General features: G+C 32.1%; 26 protein-coding genes. 25 read left to right on the top strand and 1 reads right to left on the bottom strand.

Annotated features, from left to right (window positions below):
• The first annotated feature begins 52 nt into the window (after positions 1-52).
• The 3 genes from rsgA to LQ609_RS01195 are packed head-to-tail and all read left to right on the top strand — an operon-like array spanning position 53 to position 2,219.
• Positions 53-928, top strand: a complete 876-nt coding sequence (gene rsgA, locus LQ609_RS01205; RefSeq protein WP_078356108.1) for a ribosome small subunit-dependent GTPase A — start codon at positions 53-55, stop codon at positions 926-928.
• The gene (rpe, locus tag LQ609_RS01200; protein WP_107509147.1) at positions 928-1,575 is read left to right on the top strand and encodes a ribulose-phosphate 3-epimerase; all 648 of its coding nucleotides are present in this window, start codon (positions 928-930) and stop codon (positions 1,573-1,575) included. Before rsgA ends, rpe begins: the two co-directional genes overlap by 1 nt.
• Positions 1,576-1,583: 8 nt before the next feature.
• Positions 1,584-2,219 carry a thiamine diphosphokinase gene (locus LQ609_RS01195; protein ID WP_325878985.1) on the top strand — a complete coding sequence of 212 codons (636 nt, stop codon included), beginning with the start codon at positions 1,584-1,586 and terminating at the stop codon, positions 2,217-2,219.
• Positions 2,220-2,273: 54 nt separating this feature from the next.
• Here LQ609_RS01195 and rpmB read toward each other — a convergent pair whose 3' ends face one another.
• Positions 2,274-2,462: a 50S ribosomal protein L28 gene (gene rpmB, locus LQ609_RS01190; RefSeq protein ID WP_078356111.1), complete on the bottom strand. Its 189-nt coding sequence runs from the start codon at positions 2,460-2,462 to the stop codon at positions 2,274-2,276.
• 311 nt (positions 2,463-2,773) lie between these two features.
• On the opposite strand from rpmB, the gene LQ609_RS01185 reads away from it, so the two are divergent.
• From LQ609_RS01185 to rplS, 22 genes are all read left to right on the top strand, one after another.
• Complete coding sequence (locus LQ609_RS01185; RefSeq protein ID WP_016911554.1) at positions 2,774-3,148, top strand: Asp23/Gls24 family envelope stress response protein; 375 nt, start codon at positions 2,774-2,776, stop codon at positions 3,146-3,148.
• Between the two features lie 15 nt (positions 3,149-3,163).
• Positions 3,164-4,816 carry a fatty acid kinase catalytic subunit FakA gene (gene fakA / locus LQ609_RS01180; RefSeq protein ID WP_078356112.1) on the top strand — a complete coding sequence of 551 codons (1,653 nt, stop codon included), beginning with the start codon at positions 3,164-3,166 and terminating at the stop codon, positions 4,814-4,816.
• Positions 4,817-4,947: 131 nt separating this feature from the next.
• Positions 4,948-5,610, top strand: coding sequence for an L-serine ammonia-lyase, iron-sulfur-dependent subunit beta (gene sdaAB / locus LQ609_RS01175; protein WP_078356113.1), 663 nt, complete (start codon positions 4,948-4,950; stop codon positions 5,608-5,610).
• Between the two features lie 16 nt (positions 5,611-5,626).
• Entirely contained in the window at positions 5,627-6,496 is an 870-nt protein-coding gene (gene sdaAA, locus LQ609_RS01170) for an L-serine ammonia-lyase, iron-sulfur-dependent, subunit alpha (RefSeq protein WP_078356114.1), read from the top strand.
• A 162-nt stretch (positions 6,497-6,658) separates the two neighbouring features.
• Complete coding sequence (gene recG / locus LQ609_RS01165) at positions 6,659-8,698, top strand: ATP-dependent DNA helicase RecG (protein ID WP_239734243.1); 2,040 nt, start codon at positions 6,659-6,661, stop codon at positions 8,696-8,698.
• Positions 8,699-8,756: 58 nt separating this feature from the next.
• Entirely contained in the window at positions 8,757-9,377 is a 621-nt protein-coding gene (locus tag LQ609_RS01160) for a class A sortase (protein ID WP_239734242.1), read from the top strand.
• A 154-nt stretch (positions 9,378-9,531) separates the two neighbouring features.
• Entirely contained in the window at positions 9,532-10,101 is a 570-nt protein-coding gene (gene fapR / locus LQ609_RS01155) for a transcription factor FapR (RefSeq protein WP_078356372.1), read from the top strand.
• Complete coding sequence (gene plsX, locus LQ609_RS01150) at positions 10,094-11,080, top strand: phosphate acyltransferase PlsX (RefSeq protein ID WP_107509151.1); 987 nt, start codon at positions 10,094-10,096, stop codon at positions 11,078-11,080. The genes fapR and plsX overlap by 8 nt, the downstream gene beginning before the upstream one ends.
• On the top strand, positions 11,073-11,993 hold the full coding sequence (gene fabD / locus LQ609_RS01145; protein WP_078356118.1) for an ACP S-malonyltransferase: 921 nt from the start codon (positions 11,073-11,075) through the stop codon (positions 11,991-11,993). The genes plsX and fabD overlap by 8 nt, the downstream gene beginning before the upstream one ends.
• Positions 11,993-12,730, top strand: a complete 738-nt coding sequence (gene fabG / locus LQ609_RS01140) for a 3-oxoacyl-[acyl-carrier-protein] reductase (RefSeq protein ID WP_078356119.1) — start codon at positions 11,993-11,995, stop codon at positions 12,728-12,730. Before fabD ends, fabG begins: the two co-directional genes overlap by 1 nt.
• A gap of 87 nt (positions 12,731-12,817) precedes the next feature.
• A complete protein-coding gene (locus tag LQ609_RS01135; protein WP_078356120.1) occupies positions 12,818-13,051 on the top strand; it encodes an acyl carrier protein in 234 nt (77 codons plus the stop codon).
• A 312-nt stretch (positions 13,052-13,363) separates the two neighbouring features.
• The gene (locus tag LQ609_RS01130) at positions 13,364-13,987 is read left to right on the top strand and encodes a CHAP domain-containing protein (RefSeq protein WP_208143943.1); all 624 of its coding nucleotides are present in this window, start codon (positions 13,364-13,366) and stop codon (positions 13,985-13,987) included.
• A 215-nt stretch (positions 13,988-14,202) separates the two neighbouring features.
• A complete protein-coding gene (gene rnc / locus LQ609_RS01125) occupies positions 14,203-14,919 on the top strand; it encodes a ribonuclease III (RefSeq protein WP_078356122.1) in 717 nt (238 codons plus the stop codon).
• 13 nt (positions 14,920-14,932) lie between these two features.
• The gene (gene smc, locus LQ609_RS01120) at positions 14,933-18,499 is read left to right on the top strand and encodes a chromosome segregation protein SMC (protein ID WP_208143942.1); all 3,567 of its coding nucleotides are present in this window, start codon (positions 14,933-14,935) and stop codon (positions 18,497-18,499) included.
• Positions 18,496-19,668: a signal recognition particle-docking protein FtsY gene (ftsY, locus tag LQ609_RS01115; RefSeq protein ID WP_239734241.1), complete on the top strand. Its 1,173-nt coding sequence runs from the start codon at positions 18,496-18,498 to the stop codon at positions 19,666-19,668. The genes smc and ftsY overlap by 4 nt, the downstream gene beginning before the upstream one ends.
• The gene (locus LQ609_RS01110; protein ID WP_078356125.1) at positions 19,655-19,990 is read left to right on the top strand and encodes a putative DNA-binding protein; all 336 of its coding nucleotides are present in this window, start codon (positions 19,655-19,657) and stop codon (positions 19,988-19,990) included. The genes ftsY and LQ609_RS01110 overlap by 14 nt, the downstream gene beginning before the upstream one ends.
• Positions 19,991-20,002: 12 nt before the next feature.
• Positions 20,003-21,367 carry a signal recognition particle protein gene (ffh, locus tag LQ609_RS01105; protein WP_078356126.1) on the top strand — a complete coding sequence of 455 codons (1,365 nt, stop codon included), beginning with the start codon at positions 20,003-20,005 and terminating at the stop codon, positions 21,365-21,367.
• A 170-nt stretch (positions 21,368-21,537) separates the two neighbouring features.
• Complete coding sequence (gene rpsP, locus LQ609_RS01100; RefSeq protein WP_078356127.1) at positions 21,538-21,813, top strand: 30S ribosomal protein S16; 276 nt, start codon at positions 21,538-21,540, stop codon at positions 21,811-21,813.
• Between the two features lie 13 nt (positions 21,814-21,826).
• Positions 21,827-22,054, top strand: a complete 228-nt coding sequence (locus LQ609_RS01095) for a KH domain-containing protein (protein WP_016910740.1) — start codon at positions 21,827-21,829, stop codon at positions 22,052-22,054.
• Positions 22,055-22,116: 62 nt separating this feature from the next.
• Entirely contained in the window at positions 22,117-22,617 is a 501-nt protein-coding gene (gene rimM, locus LQ609_RS01090) for a ribosome maturation factor RimM (RefSeq protein WP_239734240.1), read from the top strand.
• Positions 22,617-23,339, top strand: a complete 723-nt coding sequence (gene trmD, locus LQ609_RS01085) for a tRNA (guanosine(37)-N1)-methyltransferase TrmD (protein ID WP_078356129.1) — start codon at positions 22,617-22,619, stop codon at positions 23,337-23,339. The genes rimM and trmD overlap by 1 nt, the downstream gene beginning before the upstream one ends.
• 128 nt (positions 23,340-23,467) lie before the next feature.
• A complete protein-coding gene (rplS, locus tag LQ609_RS01080; protein ID WP_078356130.1) occupies positions 23,468-23,818 on the top strand; it encodes a 50S ribosomal protein L19 in 351 nt (116 codons plus the stop codon).
• Positions 23,819-24,340 lie beyond the last annotated feature (522 nt).

Below are 24,340 nucleotides of genomic sequence, written 5' to 3'. Positions count from 1 at the left end.
ATAAAGTTATCCTCATTTGGTATAATAAAAATAAAGTGAGGCAGGTGTTATATTGAAAACTGGTCGTATAATAAAATCAATTAGTGGCGATTATTCAGTTCAAACTAGTGATGGCGTATATATTACAAAAGCTAGAGGTTTATTTCGAAAGAAGAAAATGTCTCCAGTAGTAGGAGATATAGTAGATTTTCAAGTTGAAAATAAGACTGGTGGTTATATTCATCATATCCATACAAGAGAAAATATTTTATTAAGACCACCTGTTTCTAATATAGACAGAGTCATTGTAGTGATTAGTGCGATTGAACCTGAATTTAGTCAACAATTGTTAGATAGATTTTTAGTAGTGGTACATTCATATCATATTACCCCTATAATATGCGTCACTAAAAAAGATTTAGCAAATAAAGTTGAAATTAGTAAAATAGAAGAAATATTAAAAAATTATGAAGAAGTCGGCTATGAAACACTATTTGTTGGTGAAGACGATGATTTAACACAATCTATTAAACCGTTAATCAAAGGTATAATTGTATTAAGTGGACAATCAGGTGTCGGTAAATCAACAATTATGAATCGTCTATTTAAAGATTTAAACTTGGAAACAAATAAAATATCAAAAGCACTTAATAGAGGTAAACATACGACAAGACATGTAGAATTGTATGAAATGGAAGATGGTTACTTAGCGGATACACCTGGCTTTAGTGCTTTAGATTTCTCTCATATAGAAAAAGAAGAGTTGGCTGACCTGTTTCCAGAATTTGAAGCGATCAAGTCAGAATGTAAATTTAGAAATTGTACACATATTAACGAACCAAAGTGTGCAGTAAAAGAACTTATCGAAGAAAAAGAATTTTATAAATTAAGATATAAGCACTATTTAACATTGTTTGAAGAAATTCAAAATAGAAAGGTAAGATATTAATGGTTAAAATAGCACCTTCACTTTTAGCATGTGATTTTGCAATATTGAAAGAAGAAGTAACGAGCGTTAAAGAATCTGGAGCAGAGATACTTCATTTTGATGTAATGGACGGTCAATTCGTACCAAATATTTCTATTGGATTACCAATCTTAGAATCATTGAGAAAAGTAACAGATATGACAATTGATACACATTTAATGATTGAAAATCCAGAACAAATGATCGATTTATTTTGTGAAGCAGGAAGTGATATGGTATCTGTACATTATGAAGCAACAAACCATATTCATAGAGCAATTCAACAAATTAAGTCACATAATAAATTAGCAGGTGTTGTTATTAACCCTGGTACACCTGTAGAACTATTATCTCAAATACTAGTTGATGTAGACTTCGTACTTATCATGACGGTAAACCCTGGTTTTGGTGGACAAGGATTTATTGAAAGTACATTAGATAAAATAACTTGGTTAAATCAATATAGAAAAGATAATAATTTAAACTATGAAATAGAAGTAGATGGTGGCATAAACGATCAAACAGGAAAATTATGTAAAGATCAAGGAGCAGATATTTTAGTTGCAGGATCTTATTATTTCAAACATGAAGACTATAAAGAACCAGTTCGTAAATTAAAGGGTGAATAATTTTGAAAGTGAATTTATTATGTAGTTTACGTAATGTAGATGAAAGTGTTTTTCTAGAACAACAATCTGACTGGATAGGTGTAGATAGAGGTACTTTAGAATTATTAAATCATCAAATAAAACCTATAGCAGCAGTTGGTGATTTTGACTCAGTCACAGAGAAAGAGTTAAATCAAATAAAAGAACAAATTGAAATTGACCCAGTAAAAAAGGAAAAAGATGATACAGATTTAGCATTAGCAGTTAATCTTGCAGTCGAATTAGGTTACTCTGAAATTAAGATATATGGAGCAACTGGTGGTCGCTTAGATCACTTTATGGGTGCAATTCAAATATTAACTAAACCAGAATTTTTAGCAGATGATATTAAAATATCTCTAATTGATCATCAAAATATAATTAATGTTTTGAAACCGGGGAATCATAGAATTTCACAAATTGAGGGTATGAAGTATATCTCTTTTGTACCTTTAACATCAAATATTCGTGTGAAATTAGAACAATTTAAATATGAATTACCATATACAACTTTAGAACAAGGTTCGACTTTGACTATTAGTAATGAGTTTAAAGAAGGGTTTGAACAGCCTAAAGTAACAGTTGAGCTTGGAAATATATTAGTGATTCAAAGTAAAGATAAATAAAAAAAGAGAACCTTCCACACAAAGGTTCTCTTTACTATATGTGACTTATATTCATTAAACGCGTGTAACTTTACCTGATTTAAGAGCACGAGCAGAAACCCATACACGTTTAGGTTTACCGTCAACTAAAATTCTAACTTTTTGTAAGTTAGCGTTCCAACGACGTTTGTTAGCATTTAATGCGTGAGAACGATTATTACCCGTTCTAGCTTTACGACCTGTTACGAAACATTCTTTAGCCATAAATATCCTCCTTTAATGAAATATAAATACACATTTATTTACGTTTACACACTTTAATAATATAACACGCAGGTATAATTTATTCAACGGATTTTTTACAAAAAACAGAAAAAATAATAACAAATTTCGGAAAAAGTGTTTTAAAGTTCGATTTATTTGTTATAATGATATCTTGTGAAAACGTTGTATAAAATAACGTGAATAAAATTATGAATTCTTGCGATTTGAGTATGTTATTAAGTATAATTAAACAGAACATATAAAAGTAAAGATAGTTATTTATAACTTAGATGTGTAGGAGGGACGTAATCATGACTTTAGAAATTACAAATGAGTATGGAAGTATCGATATTTCAAATGATGTTATCGCAACACTTGCTGGCGGAGCTGCAGTAGAATGTTATGGTATCGTAGGAATGGCAAGTAAACACCAAGTAAGAGATGGAATTGCTGAAATTCTAGGACGTGACAATTATGCCAAAGGTGTTATTGTATCTCAAAATGAAGGTGTACTTGATGTAGATATGTATATAATTGTGAGTTATGGTACGAAAATCTCAGAAATAGCAAACAATGTCCAATCTGCTGTTAAATATACTTTAGAACAATCATTAAATTTAAAAGTCAACGCAGTAAACATATATATCCAAGGTGTTAGAGTTATTAATGATGATGAGGAAGCATAGGGAGGCAATTAGAGTATGAAAAAGATTGACGGCAAATTGTTTGCTGACATGATCGTTCAAGGATCAGACAGTTTATCAAACAATGCAGACTTTGTAGATTCTTTAAACGTATTTCCAGTTCCAGATGGAGATACAGGTACAAATATGAATTTATCTATGTCATCTGGTGCTGCTGAGGTGAAATCTCAAGATAGCGCACATATCGGTGAAGTGGGTAAAGTATTTTCAAAAGGTTTATTAATGGGAGCAAGAGGTAACTCAGGTGTTATCTTATCTCAATTATTTAGAGGATTCTCAAAATCAATTGAGAATGAAAGTGAAATTGACGCTAAACAATTTGCTAAAGCTTTCCAGTCTGGTGTTAACACTGCTTATAAGGCTGTTATGAAGCCAGTAGAAGGAACTATTTTAACTGTAGCGAGAGTTGCAGGTGAAGCAGCTATGAATTCTTCAGAAACGACAGATGATATCATTACAATTATGGAAGCTGTAATTGAACAAGGACAAAAAGCGTTAGAAAATACACCCAATCAATTGCCTGTACTTAAAGAAGTCGGTGTCGTTGATAGTGGTGGACAAGGCTTGATGTTTGTATACGAAGGCTTCTTAGCAACTTTAAAAGGTGAAAAAATTGAACCTAATAAAGAAAAAGTTAATACTGATGAATTTATAAATGATGACCACGATTTTGGTGGTGTTATGAATACAGAAGACATCGTATTTGGTTATTGTACTGAAATTATGGTTCGCTTTGGAAAAGATAAAAAACCTTTCAATGAAGACCAATTTAGAGAAGATATGAGTCAATTTGGTGATTCTTTATTAGTGATTTCAGATGATGAAATCGTTAAAATTCATGTGCATTCAGAAACTCCGGGAGAAGTGCTTACATATGGCAGCCAGTACGGAGAACTTATCAAAATTAAAATCGAAAATATGCGTGAACAACATAGAGAAGTACTTAGAAAAAGTGCAGATAAGAAAATTAAGCAAGAACAGCAACAAGAAGCTGTAGACACAGCTATTATTACGATTTCTATGGGCGAAGGTATAACTAAGTTATTCAAATCACTTGGTGCTACACATGTAATAAGTGGTGGCCAAACAATGAATCCTTCAACAGAAGATATCGTAAAAGTTGTTAAACAATCTGGTTGTAAAAATGCAATCATATTACCAAATAATAAAAATATTATAATGGCAGCTGAGCAAGTAGGACATTTAGTTGATATTCCAGTAGCTGTTGTGACTTCAAAAACAGTTTCTCAAGGACTTTCAGCGATGTTAAACCTTAATTTAGAACAATCAATTGAAGAAAACAAAGCTCAAATGGAAGAAGCGATGAGTTTTGTTAAATCTGGATCTGTAACTTATGCTGTTAGAGATACAAATATTGATGGTATAACTATTAAAAAAGGCGAATACATGGGAATACATGAAAGCAGTATTAAAGTAAGTGATGCTGATCATCTTTCAGTTAGTAAGAAATTAATCGATGAAATGATTGATGAAGATAGTGAAATCCTTACAATTATAAAAGGTGAAGATGCTTCTGATGACGAAGTTGCTCAATTAGAATCATACATTGAAGAAAACTATGAAGACGTTGAAGTAGAAGTACATCAAGGTGATCAACCGATCTATTCATTCTTATTCTCAGTAGAATAATTTTGTTAAATAAAAAAACAACAATGTTAAACAAAAAGCATTGTTGTTTTTTATATTCTAAAACGCTTACAAAATGTATTAAAATTGTTATAATGATAAGGTGAAATTAAAAGAGAAGCGAGTGATTATTGATGAAATATAGAAGTGTCTTTGACATTATAGGTCCTGTCATGGTTGGACCATCTTCATCACATACTGCAGGAGCAGTTAGAATTGGTTTGATAGCTAGAGGGTTATTTGATGGGAAACCAGATCATATAGATATATATTTGTACGGGTCTTTTATGGAAACATATAAAGGTCATGGAACAGATGTTGCACTTGTTGGAGGTATTTTAGGTTATGATACTGATGACGACAGAATTAAAACGAGCTTAGAAGAAGCTGAACAACAAGGAATAGATGTTAACTTTATCGAAATGTTCGAGGAAAGATCGCATCCTAATACTGCAATAATAAGTATGAGAAATAAAGAAATGGAAATTTCAGTTGAAGGTATTTCTATTGGTGGCGGTAAAGTGGAAATCGTTGCAATAAATGGTTTCCAAATCGCGATCAGTGGGAATTATCCAGCATTATTAGTATTCCATAATGATACGTTTGGTACGATTGGAAAAGTTACAAATGTATTTGGTGATCATCAAATTAATGTTGGAAGTATGCAAGTTGCCCGTAAAGAAAAAGGTGAACTTGCTTTAATGACTTGTGAACTAGACGATGATATCCCAGAAGATGTATTAGGGAAAATAAAAGATATCGATGGTGTACAAACAGTGTCATTAATGGGGGAATAATAGAAGGAGGGTTATCATGTTCCAAAGTGTGAAAGAACTTATAGAAATTTGTGAACGAGAAAATAAAAAAATATACGAAGTCATGATTGAACAGGAAATGCGTGTTTCGAAGCTCTCCAAAGAAGAAATATATCAAAATATGGAACGCAATTTAGATACAATGGAAAAAGCGATAGAACGTGGGATTAATGGTGTATCATCTACAACTGGATTAACAGGCATGGATGCTGTATTATTACAAAAATATTTAGAAAGTGGTCAGTCACTTTCAGGTGATTTAATGATTGATGCTGTTAGCAAAGCAGTAGCTACAAATGAAGTTAATGCAGCAATGGGTAAAATTTGTGCAACACCTACAGCAGGTTCGGCAGGCGTCGCTCCTGGTGTGTTGTTTGCACTTAAAAAAAGATTGAATCCAACTAGAGAAGATATGATTCATTTCTTATTTACAACAGGTGCTTTTGGTTTTGTCGTTGCAAATAATGCATCTATTTCTGGCGCAGCAGGTGGATGTCAAGCAGAAGTTGGTTCTGCAGCTGCAATGAGTGCAGCCGCAACAGTGGAAATGGCTGGAGGTACACCTCAACAATCTGCAGAAGCATTTGCAATTAGTTTAAAAAATATGCTCGGACTTGTTTGTGACCCAGTTGCAGGATTAGTAGAAGTTCCTTGTGTTAAAAGAAATGCAGCAGGTGCATCAAATGCAGTAATTTCAGCTGATATGGCATTAGCAGGTGTGAAATCAAGAATACCTACTGATGAAGTAATAGAAGCTATGTATAAAATTGGGCAAACAATGCCATCAGCTCTACGTGAAACAGGACGTGGTGGATTGGCAGGTACGCCTACAGGTGAAAGATTAAAACAAGAAATATTTGGTAACTAGAATGGATATTTAGAGGCTATGACAAAACTTTATTGTCACAGTCTCTTTTTTGTTTATATATAAGGTTAATTGTTCTACACAATTGTTTGTAAAATGAATTCGATTGGTTAATCATAAATATTTGTTCTATAATTAGAGTATTAATTAATATAGGTGATAAAAATGAGAAAGCAACATCTGATATATACAGACCATACACTGCAAGAACTTAAAGGTGTTGGACCGAAAAGTCTTCAGCTGTTAAATGAATTAAATATTTATACTTTAGAAGACCTTGTACTGTATTTACCAACTCGTTATGAAGATGAATCAGTCATCAATTTAAATGAAGCTAATGATGGTGATGTTGTAACAGTTATAGGAGAAGTATATTCTAGTCCAACTGTTGCATTTTTTGGTAGAAATAAATCAAAATTAACATGCCATATGATGATAGATAATATAGCTGTAAAAGTAACATTCTTTAATCAACCATATTTGAAAAAAAGACTCATAATGGGTGAAACGGTAACGGTGAAGGGCAAATGGGAACAAAAGAAACAAGTTATAACAGGTCAAAAAGTTATGGCGGAAAAAGAAGATGGTGGCAATGCATTAACCCCTATATATAGATTGAAAGAGGGGCTTAAACAAAAGCAACTTAATAAATATATAGAGCAAGCATTAAGTCTAGTTGATATAGAAGAATGGTTATCTCCAGAATTAATGACAAAATATAAATTAATGTCATTAAAAGATGTCATACCTATATTACATAAACCTGTACAGTTTGAGCATTTAAAATTAGCTCGTCGTACATTTTCATTTAATGAGTTATTTCTATTTCAGCTCAAAATGAAGTGGTTAAGTAAATTGGAGAAAGAATCTAATAAAATTGAAGGACTCAATTATGACGTGAATGAAGTGAAATCATTTATTGAAACATTGCCTTTCGAACTAACAGATGCTCAAAAAAATAGCGTGAATGAAATTTTTAGAGATTTAAAAGCCCCTATTAAAATGCATCGATTATTACAAGGTGATGTAGGATCAGGTAAGACGGTTGTTGCAGCTATAGCAATATATGCTATGTATAATGCTGGTAAACAAAGTGCTTTAATGGTTCCAACAGCTATACTTGCTGAACAACATGCAATTAGCTTAGATGAATTGTTTGGTGGAAAGTTAAATGTAGCCTTATTAACAAGTTCAGTTAAAGGTAAAAAAAGAAAAATACTTTTAGAGAAGTTAGAAGCTGGAGAAATTGATATTTTAGTGGGTACACATGCATTAATACAAGATGATGTATCATTTAATGAAATAGGTTTAGTTATTATTGACGAACAACATCGCTTTGGTGTGAATCAAAGGAAAAAGTTAAGAGAAAAAGGTGCTGATACAAACGTGTTGTTTATGACTGCAACACCAATACCTAGAACTTTATCAATATCAGCATTTGGAGAAATGGACGTTACTTCAATCAAACAAATGCCTAAAGGTCGTAAAGAAATTATAACATCATGGGCTAAACATGATGAGATAGATAATGTGTTAAATAAACTCAATAGTGAAATCGTAAAGGGACGTCAAGCGTATGTTATATGTCCATTGATTGAAGAGAGTGAAGCACTTGATGTTCAAAATGTTGTAGCAATATATGAACAGTTGCAGTTAAGATTTGGTTCTGAAAAAGTAGGACTTGTTCATGGGAAAATGCATGCTGACGATAAAGATGAAATTATGAATAAATTTAGCAATAATGAAATAGCAATTTTAGTATCTACAACGGTTGTTGAAGTAGGTGTAAACGTCCCTAATGCAACATATATGGTCATTTATGATGCAGATCGATTTGGTTTATCTACACTACATCAATTACGAGGAAGAGTAGGTCGTAGTCATCACCAAAGTTATTGTACTTTAGTTGCATCTCCAAAAACTGAAAGTGGAGTAGAACGTATGCATATTATGACTGAATCAACTGATGGATTTTACTTATCTGAAAGAGACTTAGAAATGAGAGGTCCGGGTGATTTCTTTGGTGTAAAACAAAGTGGATTGCCAGACTTTAGAGTTGCAAATATTGTTGAAGATTATAGAATGTTGGAAGTCGCTAGAGATGAAGCGAGTGAATTAGTTCAGTCGGGTGAATTTTTTAAACCACAATATGATAAGTTAAGAATGCTTGTTCAAGAATCAATGGAAGAACAAAATTTTGATTGACATCAATAGATGGATTGTATAAATTATAATTACCATAATTTGAGAGTAGGTAAGATACATGAGGTGGGTTTTAAAAATTATAGGAATTTTATTAATCATTACAGCTATTTCAATATTTTTCTGGAATGATATTAGAACTTACTTTACGGAACGCGTTAATGATAAAGTGATTGAATCATATGAAAATCAAAATGATAAAGTTAAAGTGAATCCGATTGAATCGTGGATTACGAAGACTGAAACGAATAAACTCAAAGTTAATGATAATATGGTTGGCTATTTAAAAGTGCCATCTGCAGATATATCTGAGCCTATATTTAAAGGTCCAGCAACGGAACAGAATTTGAAAAATGGTCTGTCATTAGTTGATGAAAATGAACAACTTAATGAGCAAAATGTTGCAATAGCTGGTCATCGTGTCGAAGGGGCAGGTATTAGATTTAATAATTTAGATAGATCTAAAGTCGGAGATAGCGTTGAGCTCATTACAGTTAAAGGTACAAAAAAATACAAAATCAATAACATAAAAAATGTTAAACCTAGTCAAGTTGAAGTTTTGAATGAACACAAAGGTAAACCTAACCAATTAACATTAATTACTTGTGATACTTATAATCCTGAAACTTTATTATTTGAAGAGCGTATGATATATACTGCTGTAGAGGAAAAATCATCATAATTTATATTAAAAGAGTGAAAAATTAAATTTCACTCTTTTTTATTGTATTATTTGTTGAGTATATTGTTATACCCGTGTTAGTATAAATAAAGTAGGTCATGATAGCAGGTGCTAATTTTAGCTATAAGTACATAATAGAATGGATATGGATGAAATGAAATTATCGAAAGCAGATCGCCAGAAGGAATTAACAAATCGTTTGAAAGCAGAACCTTTCATAACTGACGAAACTTTAAGTGAATATTTTAAAGTAAGCATCCAAACTATTAGACTGGATAGAATGGAGCTAGGAATTCCTGAATTAAGACGACGTATTAAAGACGTAGCAACACAAAATCATGATGAAATTAAATCATTGCCCATTGAAGATGTAATAGGGGAAATTATTGATATTGAGCTGGATAAATCCGCTATATCAATTTTAGATATTAAAGAAGAACATGTGTTTACACGTAATAAAATTGCGAGAGGTCACTATTTATTTGCTCAAGCAAATTCGTTATGTGTAGCTTTAATCAATGACGAATTAGCATTAACTACTAAGAGTAATGTTCAATTCAAAAAATCAGTAAATTTAAAAGATAGAGTAATCGCTAAAGCTACTGTTATTAGTAAATCTAAACATATAGCTAAAGTTGAAGTAACAAGTACTGTTCATGGGGAACTTGTTTTCCAAGGACAATTTGAAATGTATTATTCGAACGAGGGTGAAAATAATGGTTAAAATTGCGATAGATATGATGGGTGGAGACGAAGCACCAGGTATCGTAATAGAATCGGTAAAAACAGCAATTCATGACTTTCCAGACTTAGAAATTTTATTGTATGGAGATGAAAAACAATATAACTATCAACATGAACGTATAACTTTTCAACATACAGATGAAGTGATAACTATGGATGATGAACCTGTAAGATCTATAAAGAAAAAGAAAAATTCATCTATGGTTTTGATGGCTAATGCTGTTAAAGAAGGGAAAGCAGAAGCGTGTGTATCAGCTGGTAATACGGGTGCGTTGATGAGTAGTGGATTATTTATTGTAGGTAGAATTAAAGGTATAGAAAGACCAGCGTTAGTAGCTACATTTCCTACAGTAACGGGAAAAGGATTTGTATTTTTAGATATCGGTGCAAACTCAGATGCTAAACCTGAACACCTAGTTCAATATGCAAAAATGGGTGAGATATATGCAAAACAAGTTAGAAAAATCGATAATCCTTCACTTGCCTTACTAAATATAGGTACTGAAGAATCTAAAGGTAATGCTGTAACTAAAAAAACATATCAATTATTAAAAGAAGAAAAATTTGATAATTTTATTGGTAATGTTGAGTCAAAATCTTTACTTTTAGATGCATGTGATGTTGTTGTGTCAGATGGATATAACGGGAATTTGGTATTAAAAACAATAGAAGGTACAGCAACTGGTATATTTAAAATGTTAAAAGAGGCAATGACTGCATCAACTAAAAATAAACTAGCTGCACTTACCTTGAAAAAAGATTTTAAAAAAATTAATGATAAAATGGACTATGCCGAATATGGTGGTTCCGTTCTATTAGGACTGAATGGTATCGTCGTAAAAGCACATGGATCATCAAACGAACGAGCTTTTTATAATGCGATTAAACAAGCTAAACTAGCTGCAGATACTAAAATAGTAGATAAAATGAAGAAAGCAGTAGGTGAAATAAATGAGTAAAGTTGCCATTATGTTTCCAGGTCAAGGCTCTCAAAAAGTAGGGATGGCCGAGGATTTATATCAAAAAGAAATTAATTCAACATCCATTTTAGATAGAGCAAATGAATCATTATCTTTTGATTTGCTTGAAATAATGTTTAAAGATCCAGAAGAAATTTTAGGTTTAACAGAATATACTCAACCAGCTTTATTAACACATAGTTCAGCACTAATGAACGCGTTGGAAAATTTAAATTATGACTTTGCTTTAGGACATAGTTTAGGGGAATATTCAGCATTAGTATCAGAAGGTGTATTAAAATTTGAAGATGCAGTTCAAATTGTACATAAACGTGGTACATTAATGTCTGAAGCTTTTCCACAAGGCGTAGGTTCTATGGCTGCAGTCTTAGGACTAAATATTGATGAAGTAAGAGCTATATGTGAGCAATTATCTACAGAAGATAAATTAATTGAACCTGCAAATATTAATTGCCCTGGTCAAATTGTCGTATCTGGACATTCAGAATTAATAGATAAATTAGTCTCAGAAGGTAAATCACATGGAGCAAAGCGTGTTATGCCATTGAAAGTTTCAGGGCCATTTCACTCTTCAATGATGAAAACAATTGCTGAAGATTTTGAAAATTATATTGACCAATTTGAATGGAAAGATGCGAAACATCCAATCGTTCAAAATGTTTATGCAAAACCTGAAACAGACCATAAAGTAATAAAAGAAAACATGGTGAAACAATTATTTTCACCAGTAGAATTCAGTCAATCTATCGAATATTTAATTGATCAAGGTGTAGATCATTTTATTGAAGTAGGTCCGAATAAAGTTTTATCTGGTTTAGTCAAAAAAATTAGCCGAGATGTTAAAATAACATCAATTCAAACTATTGATGATATTAAAGGATGGAATGAATAATGACAAAAACAGCAATCGTAACGGGTGCTTCTAGAGGTATTGGTAGAAAAATCGCACTAGAACTTGGTAAAGAAGGCTATAACGTAGTCGTAAACTATGCAGGAAACAAAGAAAAAGCTGAACAAGTTGTTTCTGAAATAAAAGAATTCGGTGTAGATGCATTTGCTATACAAGCTAACGTTAGTGAAATTGATGAAGTAAAAGCTATGATTAAAGAAACTACGAATCAATTTGGAACAATTGATGTATTAGTAAATAATGCAGGTATTACAAAAGATAATTTATTGATGAGAATGAAACAAGATGAATGGGATGACGTAATTAACACAAATTTAAAAGGCGTATTTAACTGTGTTCAAGCAGTTACAAGACCTATGTTAAAACAAAAGTCAGGCCGTATTATCAACCTTTCAAGTGTCGTTGGTGCTTTAGGTAATCCTGGTCAAGTAAACTATGTTGCTACTAAATCAGGTGTAGAAGGTATGACAAGAACCTTCGCAAGAGAATTAGCATCAAGAGGTATAACTTGTAACGCTGTAGCTCCAGGTTTTATCGTTTCAGATATGACAGATCAACTATCAGATGATTTAAAAGAACAAATGAAGTCACAAATACCATTAGCAAGATTTGGTGAAGATAGTGATATTGCGAATACTGTAGCGTTCCTTGCAAGCGATAAAGCAAGTTATATAACAGGTCAAACAATTCATGTTAATGGCGGAATGTACATGCAATAGGATTTATTATATAGTAATACATGGTAGTAAGAGAAATTGTATTTCTTATTATATAGAATAGACAATTATTTAAAGGAGGTGAATGGAATGGCAAGTTTCGATAAAGTTAAAGAAATTATTGTAGATCGTTTAGGCGTAGACGCTGAAAAAGTAACACCTGAAGCTTCATTTAAAGATGATTTAGGTGCTGATTCTTTAGATATCGCTGAATTAGTAATGGAATTAGAAGATGAATTTGATATGGAAATCCCTGATGAGGAAGCAGAAAAAATCAACACAGTTGGTGACGCTGTTAAATATATTGAATCATTAGAAAAATAATTCTAATTAAAAAAGAGCTTAGGGCATAAATGTCTTAAGCTCTTTTTTGTTTAAAAATGAATATTTGCAACGATTTTGTGAAGTGCTGACGCCTGAGGGAATAGTATGTGTGAGAGACTACAGGCTCGAGCCATACCCCTAGGCAAGCATGCTCGAACAAAATCGTAAGATTTTATAAAAAATAAATATTTCAGTTTTTACATTTTGTAAACAAGACTTAATATTTATAATATATCCAGTATACTTTATATATGTTAAAATGTTTTAATATTCCAAATAGGAATATTTAATACATAATGTTAAAGGGGATGTATGAAAATTAAGTCTAAATTATTGTTAGCGATCGCATTTACGAGTTTGACTGCACTGAATATGAATATGAATGCTGACGCTAAAGATGGCGGCGGTAGTGATACATCTAAAGACAAAACACCTAAGATACAGAACGTAGAAATTGAACATAGAGATTATGATAAAAAATCGAGTAAGGTCCAAAAAGAAGTTGCGAAATCTTCAACGGCTGCCATGAATTATATTTATTCATTAGAAGGTAAGGGCTGGGATTTTGATGGCTATTATGGGTGGCAATGCTTTGATCTTGTAAACTACTATTGGAATTATTTATATGGTCATGGTTTACACGGTGATTATGCAAAAGATATTCCTACTGCTAATAATTTTAGTGGTGAAGCTACAGTTTATAAGAATTCACCTTCATTTGTTGCAAAACCTGGAGATATTGTAGTATTTAATGGAGATTTTGGTTCTGGAGCAGGTCATACAGCAATTGTATTAAATGGTAATGCTGATGGAAACTTAATGCAATTCCAAAGTCTAGATCAAAATTGGTATGGTGGTGGAACTGATAAGACTGAGGTTGCTCAGCGAATTACACACGATTACGAAAGTGAAATGTGGTTTATCAGACCAAACTAATTAAATGTAAGTTAATTAATTCAAACTGTCGACAAAGTTTATATTTTGTTGGCAGTTTTTTTATGCATTCTATTAGATATATGTTTATATTCTTTCCTTTATTTGTAATATGTATATAGATTATGAACTGTTATTGTTCTTTATGATAATATTCTTTTTTTTTTATGAAATATAACGTAAAATAGATAGGAAACATAATGTTAAGGAGGAAAGGCATGTTTAAAAATAAATCACAAATCATAACCCAGTTTAAAGCCAGATTCGATGAGTTCATGAATGAAGTCGATATCGAATTTGGAAATTATGATATATATGTTCAAGCGTTCTCTCATTCTAGTTTTATTAATGATTTTAAACTTGATAAACTAAGTCATAATGAGCGATTAGAATTTTTAGGAGATGCGGTGTTAGAATTGACGGTGTCACAGTTTTTGTATAAGAAATTCCCATTACTTCCAGAGGGTAAGCTCACTAAACTGCGCGCATCAATTGTATGTGAACCATCACTTGTAACATTTGCAATGAGTTTGAATATGAATGAATTACTTTTATTAGGTAAAGGTGAAGAGAAAACGGGTGGACGTGAAAGACCTTCTCTTATAGCTGATGCTTTTGAATCGTTTATTGGTGCATTATATTTGGATAAAGGTCTTGATACTGTAGAAGTATTTTTAAATAAAGTTGTATATCCACATGTTATAGATGACAGTTATACGGCTAACAGAGACTACAAAACTGAATTACAAGAGTTTATGCATCGTCGCAATAAAGGTACGATTACTTATAATTTGTTAGATGAAAGTGGTCCAGCTCATCATAAGTTATTTACTTCAGAAGTATTGTTAAATGGTAATCCTTTAGAAACTGGACAAGGTAGAACGAAAAAAGAATCAGAGCAAAATGCAGCTAAAAAAGCGCTGAATAATGGTTAATAAGGGGTAGTTTATGGTTTATTTAAAATCAATAGATGCATATGGGTTTAAATCTTTTGCTGAACATACACATGTAGATTTTGATAATGGTGTAACAGCTATTGTTGGACCGAATGGTAGTGGGAAAAGTAACATTACGGACGCTATAAAATGGGTTCTAGGCGAACAATCTGCCAAAAGTTTACGTGGTTCTAAGATGGAAGATGTTATATTCAATGGGTCTAAGGAACGTAAGAAATGTCAATATGCAGAAGTTAAATTAACACTAGATAATCATTCTAGAAAATTAAATATAGATGAAGATACAATCACTGTTGAACGTAGACTATATAGAAATGGCGATAGTGAATATTATTTAAATAAGGAACGTACACGTTTGAAATCTGTTATAGATTTATTTTTAGATTCAGGTTTAGGTAAAGAAGCATTCAGTATAATATCACAAGGTAAAGTTGATGAAGTGTTAAATGCTAAACCAACTGATAGAAGATATTTAATAGAGGAAGCTGCCGGAGTCTTAAAATATAAGAAACGTAAGAAAGAAGCTACTCATAAATTAGATGAAACTGAACAAAACTTAAATCGAGTCGAAGATATTGTATTTGACTTAGAAGCGCGAGTTGAGCCTTTAAGAGAAGAAGCAGCAATTGCTGAAGAATATATTGCTTTGAAAGAAGAAATGAAAAAAAGCGATATTACAGTGACTGTATACGATATTGAAAGTTTAAATAAAGATTTTAAACAATTAGAACAAGATATTGAGCATTTTCAAAATCAAAAAGATCAAAAAACAAATGAACTAGATGCAATGACGTTTGAATTAAATGAAAAGAAAAAAGCAAGAGACAACATTTCTTATCAAATTCAAGAATCTAATAAGTCATTAGTAGAAGCTACAGAGTCATTAGAACGATTTACAGGTCAACTCGAAGTATTAAAAGAGCGCCAAAAAAATAGTGATGCAACTAATGAAAGACTAGAAGAAGAAAAGCATGCTTCACAAACGAGAATTAATAAAATTTCTGAACAAATCAAAGAAATTGATGATGAATTATCCACTTTTAAAAGTAAATATCAAGAGATGGTTCAAGTAATAAATCAACTAGAAAGTCAGCTTTCAAATCAAGAAGGTACATTTGAAGAAAGAATTGAACAGCTTAAAGATCGTTACTATCAACTTATGACTGAACAATCAGATATAAATAATGATATTCGATTTTTAGAGGATAAATTAACAACACATCAAGAAAAACAATCTAGATTAGATGGTCGTCAAAAAGAAGTATATGATTCACTTCAAAAAGTTTGGGAAGAAAAAGATTCTTTTACTCAGAAATTGAATGAAGTAGAAAATGAACTTAAAGAAACGACTGAAAAATATAAATCAGACCACGCACTATTGAAAAATAAAGAACAAGAATATAAAGATGCTGAGTCTAAACTGTATCAAGCTTATCGATATACAGAACAAATGAAGACACGTATTAATACTCTGAAAAGTATGCAAGATGAGTATTCTGGTTTTTATTCTGGAGTTAAACATGTTTTAAAAGAAAAATCTTTAAAAGGTATAGAAGGTGCAGTAGCAGAAATAATCGATACACCATCAAAATTAACTACTGCAATAGAAATAGCATTAGGAGCTTCACTTCAACATATTATTGTGCAAGAAGAAAAAGATGCTCGACTTGCAATAAAATATTTAAAAGATAAAAAGTTAGGCAGAGCAACATTTTTACCGATGAATGTTGTGAAAAAACGTTTTGTACCGCAAAATATTGTCGATCAAATAAGTGGAGATAATGGGTTTATAACAGTAGCATCTGAAGGTGTTCAATTTGATCCGAAATACCGCAATATTGTAGAACACTTACTTGGTAGCACAATCATTGCCAAAGACTTAGAAACTGCGAATCAAATCGCTAGAACAATTCAATTTAAGCATAGAATTGTTACCCTTGAAGGTGATGTTATTACACCTGGTGGCGCTATGACAGGTGGCGGTAAAGAGAAGAAAGCAAGTTTGCTATCTCAAAAAGATGAACTGAAAACGACTGAAGATAAATATCAAAACTTCATGCAACAAACTACGCAAATTGAATCAAAAGTAAAATCATTAAAAGCAGACATTCAGCAATTAGAAGAATCTCTTTCAACAACTCAAGAAAGAGGTACAGAACTTAGAGCAAGTGAACACGAAGTAACATTACAACTAGATGCAGTTTTAGCTAAAGAAAAACGTTTGAAAGAAGAAAATGAGACTTTTGAGTTTGAAAAAAATGATGGATATAATTTTGTAAAAGGGCAAGAAACATTACAAGAAAAGAAAAATAAACTTGTTACTATAAAAAATGAGTTAGAAAAAATTGATTTAAATATTAATCAACTCAATGCCTCTTTATCTAATAATAAAGACAGTGAAAAGACTATCCAAAATGAATTGAATGAAAAACGTTCAAACCTTGCAGTCGAAAAAGAACGTAACCGTTTGAAAGAACGAGATAAGAAAAGATTAAAAGAAGATTTAAATGAACAAGAACATACACTAAGTAAAATAAATGATCAATTAGAATTAATTAATTCTGATGAATATACAGGCAGTGGACAGTTTGAAAAAGTAGAAGGTCAAATTCAGCATTTTACTGTCTTAAAACAAGAAATTGAAACTAAAATGATGGATCAACAAGATAAGTATAAATTGATTCAAGAAGAAATTGGGAAAATAGAACAAGATACTCAAACATTACATCAAAATATTTCTGGTTTAGAAACCGGACTTCAAGATATGGTAAGTAAACATTCTAAAATTGATATTATGATAGAACATCAATTGTCACATCTGAATGAAACCTATCAACTTACATTTGAAAAAGCACAGTCACTTTATGAAATGCCAGAAGATATTTCAGAAGCTCGAAAAACTGTGAAATTAACTAAGATGTCTATAGATGAATTAGGTCATGTAAACATAAATGCTATTGATCAATTTAAAGAAGTGAATGAAAGATATACTTTCTTAAGCGATCAAAGAACTGATTTATTAGAAGCTAAAGAAACTTTAGAACAAGTTATTTTAGAAATGGATAGTGAAGTATCAACAAGATTTAAAGAAACATTTGATGAAGTTAATCATCATTTTGGCAATGTGTTTAAATCACTATTTAATGGTGGGAGAGCAGAATTGCAGCTTACTGATAAAGACATTCTAAATGCGGGAGTTGAAATTGTTGTGCAACCTCCTGGTAAAAATAGACAATATTTATCATTGTTAAGTGGTGGAGAACGAGCATTATCTGCTATCAGTTTGCTATTTGCGATATTGAAGTCGAGAACAGCTCCATTTGTTATACTTGATGAAGTAGAAGCAGCACTTGATGAACAAAATGTAATCAGATACGCTGAATACTTGGATAAATTAAAAGCAGAAACTCAATTTATCGTGATAACACATAGAAAAGGTACCATGTCTTACGCTGATAGTTTATATGGTGTGACTATGCAAGAAGCAGGCATTTCTAAACTTGTGAGTGTTAACTTAAAATCAATTAAAGAAGAAGAATTGGAGGCATTACAATCATGAGTTTTTTTAAAAGATTAAAAAGTAAATTTTCTCCTTCAGAAGAAACGAATAAAGAATTAGAGACTCAAGAAGAAAAACCAGTTCAAGACTTACCACCTGAATCCAATGAAAAAGAAAATCCTGAAGCGGTACAATTTGATGACGGACTTATGTCATTGGATGAATTTGAGGAATGGGAATCTGAACAACTTGGTGCGAAATTTAAACAAGGACTTGAAAAATCTAGAGAGAATTTCCAAAATAAACTAAATGATTTATTAGCAGTTTATAGAAAAGTAGACGAAGATTTCTTTGAAGCATTAGAAGAAATGTTAATTCAAGCTGATGTTGGTTTAAACACGGTTATGGAATTAGTAGATGAACTACGTATGGAAGCGAAACGTCAAAACATAACTGAAACATCTGAATTAAGAGAAGTTATCGTTGAAAAGATTGTGGATATATATGTACAAGATGATGAAGAAATTGATCGTATGAACATTGAAGATGACCGATTAAATGTTATATTAATGGTTGGTGTTAATGGCGTTGGAAAAACAACAACTATCGGTAAATTAGCACACCGTTATAAACAAGAAGGTAAAAAAGTAGTCTTAGCAGCTGGTGACACATTCCGTGCTGGAGCAATTGAACAATTGAAAGTATGGGGTGAAAGAGTTGGTGTTGAAGTAATAAGTCAAAAAGAAGGTTCTGACCCTGCAGCTGTTATGTATGATGCTGTAAATGCTGCAAAAAATAGAGGTGCAGATATTCTTATTTGTGATACTGCAGGAAGATTACAAAATAAAGCTAACTTAATGAATGAGTTACAAAAAGTTAGAAAAGTTATTGATCGTAACATTCCTGGTGCACCGCATGAAGTATTACTAGCTTTAGATGCTACAACTGGACAAAATGCATTGTCTCAAGCAAAATCATTCAAAGAAGTCACTCAAGTTACAGGTATCGTATTAACTAAACTTGACGGTACTGCAAAAGGTGGTATTGTATTAGCAATACGTAATGAATTACAAATCCCAGTTAAATATGTTGGATTAGGTGAAAAGTTAGACGATTTACAACCGTTTGATGCGGAAAGTTATGTATATGGACTATTCGCTGACATGATTGATTCAAATGAAGATATTGAAAATACTACTGAAGAAGTTGATCATAATGAAGGAAAGTAATGACCTCGTTAAAACGATGAGAATGAATTACTTATTTGATTTTTATCAAGGTTTATTAACAGAAAAACAACGTAATTATTTAGAATTGTATTATTTACAAGATTATGCTTTAAGTGAAATAGCAGAGACTTTTCATGTGAGTCGACAAGCTGTATATGATAATATAAAGCGAACAGATGAATTACTAGAAGAGTATGAAACTAAATTACAACTCTTTAACAAATTTAAAGAACGACAAACAATTATAGACGAATTAAAAAGATTGTCAGGAGATAATCAAGAACTTAAGCAAGCAATAGAACGCTTAGAAATTCTTGAATAGGAGGAGAAATTTATGGCATTTGAAGGGTTATCAGAAAGACTTCAAGCCACGATGCAACGCATCAAAGGTAAAGGTAAAGTTACAGAACAAGACATTAAAGCAATGATGCGTGAAGTACGATTAGCATTGTTAGAAGCGGATGTTAACTTTAAAGTTGTTAAATCTTTTGTTAACACAGTATCTGAACGCGCATTAGGTGCAGATGTAATGCAATCTTTAACACCAGGTCAACAAGTTATCAAAATTGTACAAGATGAATTAACTTCGTTGATGGGTGGAGAAAATAGTAAAATTAATATGAGCAGTAAACCACCAACTGTTGTTATGATGGTTGGTTTACAAGGTGCTGGTAAAACGACAACTGCAGGTAAGTTAGCATTGTTAATGAGAAAGCAATATAACAAAAAGCCATTGCTTGTAGCATGTGATGTTTATAGACCAGCTGCTATTCAACAATTACAAACTGTTGGTAAACAAATTGATATACCTGTCTATACAGAAGGTGATCAAGTTAGTCCAAAAGAAATTACAGAAAATGCTTTGAAATATGCAAGAGAAGAGCATTTAGATTTCGTAATCATTGATACAGCAGGTCGTTTGCACATTGATGAAGCGTTAATGAATGAACTTGTAGATGTTAAAGAAGTATCTACACCTGATGAAATTATGCTTGTAGTAGACTCCATGACAGGTCAAGACGCAGTAAATGTTGCTGAATCGTTTGATAAAACATTAGACGTTTCCGGAGTAACGTTAACGAAATTAGATGGTGATACACGTGGTGGTGCTGCGCTTTCAATTCGTTCCGTAACGAATAAACCAATTAAGTTTATCGGTATGAGTGAGAAACTTGATGGACTTGAGTTATTCCATCCAGAACGTATGGCATCTAGAATTTTAGGTATGGGTGATGTCTTAAGTTTAATTGAAAAAGCCCAAGAGGGTGTAGATGAAACGAAAGCTAAAGAATTAGAAAAGAAAATGAGAACTTCTTCATTTACTTTTGATGATTTCTTAGAACAATTGGAACAAGTAAAAGGATTAGGTTCAATAGATGATCTAATGAATATGATTCCTGGGGCAAACAAAATGAAAGGCATGAAGAATGCTAACATGGACCCTAAACAAATTGATAATGTACAAGCAATTATTCGTTCTATGACTTTAGAAGAAAGAAATAATCCAGAAATCTTAAACGTTTCTAGAAAGCGTCGTATAGCAAAAGGTTCTGGACGATCTTTACAAGAAGTTAATAGATTAATAAAACAATTTGGCGATATGAAGAAAATGATGAAACAATTTACAGGTAGTAATAAAAAAGGTAAAAAGGGCAAAAGAGCTAGTAATCCATTCCAAGGTATGAACTTACCGTTTTAATGTGATTACGATGAACGGTGTATGATTAACGACTTTAATAATCATCATCGTTCTTCTTTTTTAGTAAAATTCAAATTGGTAAAGAGAAAACACTTTACAAACTATTTATATCCTGTTATAGTATTTACTTGTAGAAGATAAATTATAAATGAGTAAGGAGTTTTTTAAACATGGCAGTTAAAATTCGTTTAACACGTAAGGGTTCAAAAAGAAACCCATTTTATCGTATAGTAGTAGCAGATGCACGTTCTCCACGTGATGGTCGTATTATCGAACCAATCGGTACTTACAATCCAGTTGCTAAACCTGAAGCAGAAATCAAAGTTAATGAAGAATTAGCTTTAAAATGGTTAGCTGATGGAGCAAAACCTACTGATACAGTTCGTGATATCTTATCAACTCAAGGTATCATGGAGAAATTCCATAATTCTAAACTTTCTAAGTAAAGCGTAGATTATATTGGAAAAATTAATACAAACAATTATAGTACCGCTCGTAGATTATCCGGAGAACATCAATATATCTAAAGATGAACAAGATTCTAGCATTACGTTCAATATAGACGTTCATGAAGAAGACATTGGCAGAATTATTGGTAAGAAGGGCAGAATGATTAAAGCCATTCGTACAATTGTGTCTGGTTCAATGAACGAGTATGGCAAGAAAGTGTTTGTAGAAGTTAATTAAGAGTGCCTATTCGGTGCTCTTTTTTATTGTTAATTAAGAAACAGTTGAGGAGGCTTGGCTCAATGAATGTTGAAATAGGTAAAATTGTAAATACACATGGCATTAAAGGTGAAGTTAAAATATTAACCGATTCAGATTTTACAGATGAACGTTTTAAAAAAGGTCAACTTATAAAAGTGAAAAATAAAAACGAAGGAATTCCTTTTACAATTGCATCACATAGAATACACAAGAACTTTCATTTATTAACATTTGAAGGTATTCATAATATTAATGATATTGAACATTTAAAAGGTTGCAAAATTTTTCAAGATCAAGAAAATGAATCGATTGAACTAGAAGAAAATGAATACTATTATTATCAAATTATAGGATGTACTGTGTTTGTTCAAGACGAAGCTTTAGGTAGAGTCGTTGATATTATGGAAACTGGTGCAAACGATGTATGGGTCGTTAAAGGTGATAAAGAATATTTAATACCTTATATTGAAGATGTTGTTAAATTAGTTGATGTTGATCGCAAAACAATTAAAATCGAACCATTAGAAGGTTTGTTAGATTAATGAAAATAGATTATTTAACTTTATTTCCAGAAATGTATGAAGGTGTGCTTAATCATTCCATAATGAAAAGAGCACAAGACAAAGAAATTGTTCAGTTTAACACTGTTAATTTTAGAGACTATGCAAATAATAAGCATTCACAAGTTGATGACTATCCTTATGGAGGCGGCCAAGGTATGGTGCTTAAGCCAGAGCCTATATTTAATGCCCTAGAAGCTTTGGATAAAACTGAAAAGACACGTGTTATTTTAATGTGTCCTCAAGGTGAACCATTTACTCAACAAAAAGCAGAGTCATTATCAGAAAGTGAGCATATCATCTTTATATGTGGTCATTACGAAGGTTATGATGAACGTATAAGAGAGCATTGTGTAACGGATGAAATCTCAATTGGCGATTATGTATTAACTGGTGGCGAGCTTGCAAGTATGACTATGACAGATGCTATTGTGAGGCTCATACCAGGAGTACTTGGCAATCAAGTTTCTCATGAAGATGATTCATTTTCATCTGGATTATTAGAGCATCCTCAGTATACAAGACCGGCAGATTATGAAGGATTAAAGGTTCCAGATGTATTGTTATCAGGTAATCATGCAAACATAGAAAATTGGAGACATCAACAATCCTTATTGAGAACACAACAGAGAAGACCAGATTTATTAGAGCAATATCCTTTAACTGAAAAAGATCAAAAATTCTTAAATAGCAATAAAAAATAGATTGAATCAAATTACCCGATGTGATATATTAATATAAGTGTGTGAGCACAATATCACTATGATCCGCTGCTAGCATTTAATTGAATTATATACATTGGGCAAGAACATAGTCAGAAGGAGAGAAAATAATGAGTAATCATAAGTTAATCGAAGCAGTAACTAAAGACCAATTACGTACGGACATTCCTACATTCCGTGCTGGTGACACTTTAACTGTACACGTACGTATCGTTGAAGGAAGTCGCGAACGTATCCAACTATTCGAAGGTGTAGTTATTAAACGTCGTGGTGGCGGTATTTCTGAAACGTTTACAGTTCGTAAAATTTCTTACGGTGTTGGTGTTGAACGTACATTCCCTGTACACACTCCAAAAATCGAGAAAATCGAAGTTAAACGTCGCGGTAAAGTACGTCGTGCGAAACTTTACTACTTACGTAGCTTACGTGGTAAAGCTGCTCGTATTAAAGAAATTAGATAAATTAAGACTTAGGTCATTGACCTTTGTACTTAAAGAAAAGAGCTTAGAATATATTATTCTAAGCTCTTTTTTGTGTAGAGAAAATGGGATTGTGAAGATAGGATTGATTGTGGAACTTGAAGGCATTGATTATAGGTCGTGTGCTAAGTGTGTGCTAACTGGCAGATTTCTGGATTGTGCACGTTAGATTGTTCTTAGTGGCAGAATTCTGGATTGTGATCATTAGACACTATTTCTTACGGACATTACTCGGAATAATGTCCCTAACAACACATCTTACGGACATTACTCGGAATTATGTCCCTAACAGCACCTCTTACGGACATTTCTCAGAATTATGTCCCTTATACAATGAAGATAGTGGGATAAAAATAAATTTTTTTTGAAAAATTGGATAAGATGTAATTTATAAGGCAGTTAATCGAAGAGATCGACCAAGTTGTAGATTAAGTCAGTAGTTAATCTAAGAGATCGGCCAAGTTGTAGATTAAGTCAGTAGTTAATAGAAGAGTTCAGCCAAGT

Source organism: Mammaliicoccus sp. G-M28, from assembly GCF_022386595.1.
GTDB classification, from domain to species: domain Bacteria; phylum Bacillota; class Bacilli; order Staphylococcales; family Staphylococcaceae; genus Mammaliicoccus; species Mammaliicoccus fleurettii.
This window is presented reverse-complemented; position numbering and strand designations above follow the sequence as displayed.

What these genes read in the sequence shown, in the direction of transcription:
- rpe (WP_107509147.1), top strand. Translation starts at nt 928, where the DNA reads ATGGTTAAAATAGCACCTTCACTTTTAGCATGTGATTTTGCAATATTG.
- rpmB (WP_078356111.1), bottom strand. Translation starts at nt 2,462, where the DNA reads ATGGCTAAAGAATGTTTCGTAACAGGTCGTAAAGCTAGAACGGGTAAT.
- LQ609_RS01185 (WP_016911554.1), top strand. Translation starts at nt 2,774, where the DNA reads ATGACTTTAGAAATTACAAATGAGTATGGAAGTATCGATATTTCAAAT.
- fakA (WP_078356112.1), top strand. Translation starts at nt 3,164, where the DNA reads ATGAAAAAGATTGACGGCAAATTGTTTGCTGACATGATCGTTCAAGGA.
- sdaAB (WP_078356113.1), top strand. Translation starts at nt 4,948, where the DNA reads ATGAAATATAGAAGTGTCTTTGACATTATAGGTCCTGTCATGGTTGGA.
- sdaAA (WP_078356114.1), top strand. Translation starts at nt 5,627, where the DNA reads ATGTTCCAAAGTGTGAAAGAACTTATAGAAATTTGTGAACGAGAAAAT.
- recG (WP_239734243.1), top strand. Translation starts at nt 6,659, where the DNA reads ATGAGAAAGCAACATCTGATATATACAGACCATACACTGCAAGAACTT.
- LQ609_RS01160 (WP_239734242.1), top strand. Translation starts at nt 8,757, where the DNA reads ATGAGGTGGGTTTTAAAAATTATAGGAATTTTATTAATCATTACAGCT.
- fapR (WP_078356372.1), top strand. Translation starts at nt 9,532, where the DNA reads ATGAAATTATCGAAAGCAGATCGCCAGAAGGAATTAACAAATCGTTTG.
- plsX (WP_107509151.1), top strand. Translation starts at nt 10,094, where the DNA reads ATGGTTAAAATTGCGATAGATATGATGGGTGGAGACGAAGCACCAGGT.
- fabD (WP_078356118.1), top strand. Translation starts at nt 11,073, where the DNA reads ATGAGTAAAGTTGCCATTATGTTTCCAGGTCAAGGCTCTCAAAAAGTA.
- fabG (WP_078356119.1), top strand. Translation starts at nt 11,993, where the DNA reads ATGACAAAAACAGCAATCGTAACGGGTGCTTCTAGAGGTATTGGTAGA.
- LQ609_RS01135 (WP_078356120.1), top strand. Translation starts at nt 12,818, where the DNA reads ATGGCAAGTTTCGATAAAGTTAAAGAAATTATTGTAGATCGTTTAGGC.
- LQ609_RS01130 (WP_208143943.1), top strand. Translation starts at nt 13,364, where the DNA reads ATGAAAATTAAGTCTAAATTATTGTTAGCGATCGCATTTACGAGTTTG.
- rnc (WP_078356122.1), top strand. Translation starts at nt 14,203, where the DNA reads ATGTTTAAAAATAAATCACAAATCATAACCCAGTTTAAAGCCAGATTC.
- smc (WP_208143942.1), top strand. Translation starts at nt 14,933, where the DNA reads ATGGTTTATTTAAAATCAATAGATGCATATGGGTTTAAATCTTTTGCT.
- ftsY (WP_239734241.1), top strand. Translation starts at nt 18,496, where the DNA reads ATGAGTTTTTTTAAAAGATTAAAAAGTAAATTTTCTCCTTCAGAAGAA.
- LQ609_RS01110 (WP_078356125.1), top strand. Translation starts at nt 19,655, where the DNA reads ATGAAGGAAAGTAATGACCTCGTTAAAACGATGAGAATGAATTACTTA.
- ffh (WP_078356126.1), top strand. Translation starts at nt 20,003, where the DNA reads ATGGCATTTGAAGGGTTATCAGAAAGACTTCAAGCCACGATGCAACGC.
- rpsP (WP_078356127.1), top strand. Translation starts at nt 21,538, where the DNA reads ATGGCAGTTAAAATTCGTTTAACACGTAAGGGTTCAAAAAGAAACCCA.
- rimM (WP_239734240.1), top strand. Translation starts at nt 22,117, where the DNA reads ATGAATGTTGAAATAGGTAAAATTGTAAATACACATGGCATTAAAGGT.
- trmD (WP_078356129.1), top strand. Translation starts at nt 22,617, where the DNA reads ATGAAAATAGATTATTTAACTTTATTTCCAGAAATGTATGAAGGTGTG.
- rplS (WP_078356130.1), top strand. Translation starts at nt 23,468, where the DNA reads ATGAGTAATCATAAGTTAATCGAAGCAGTAACTAAAGACCAATTACGT.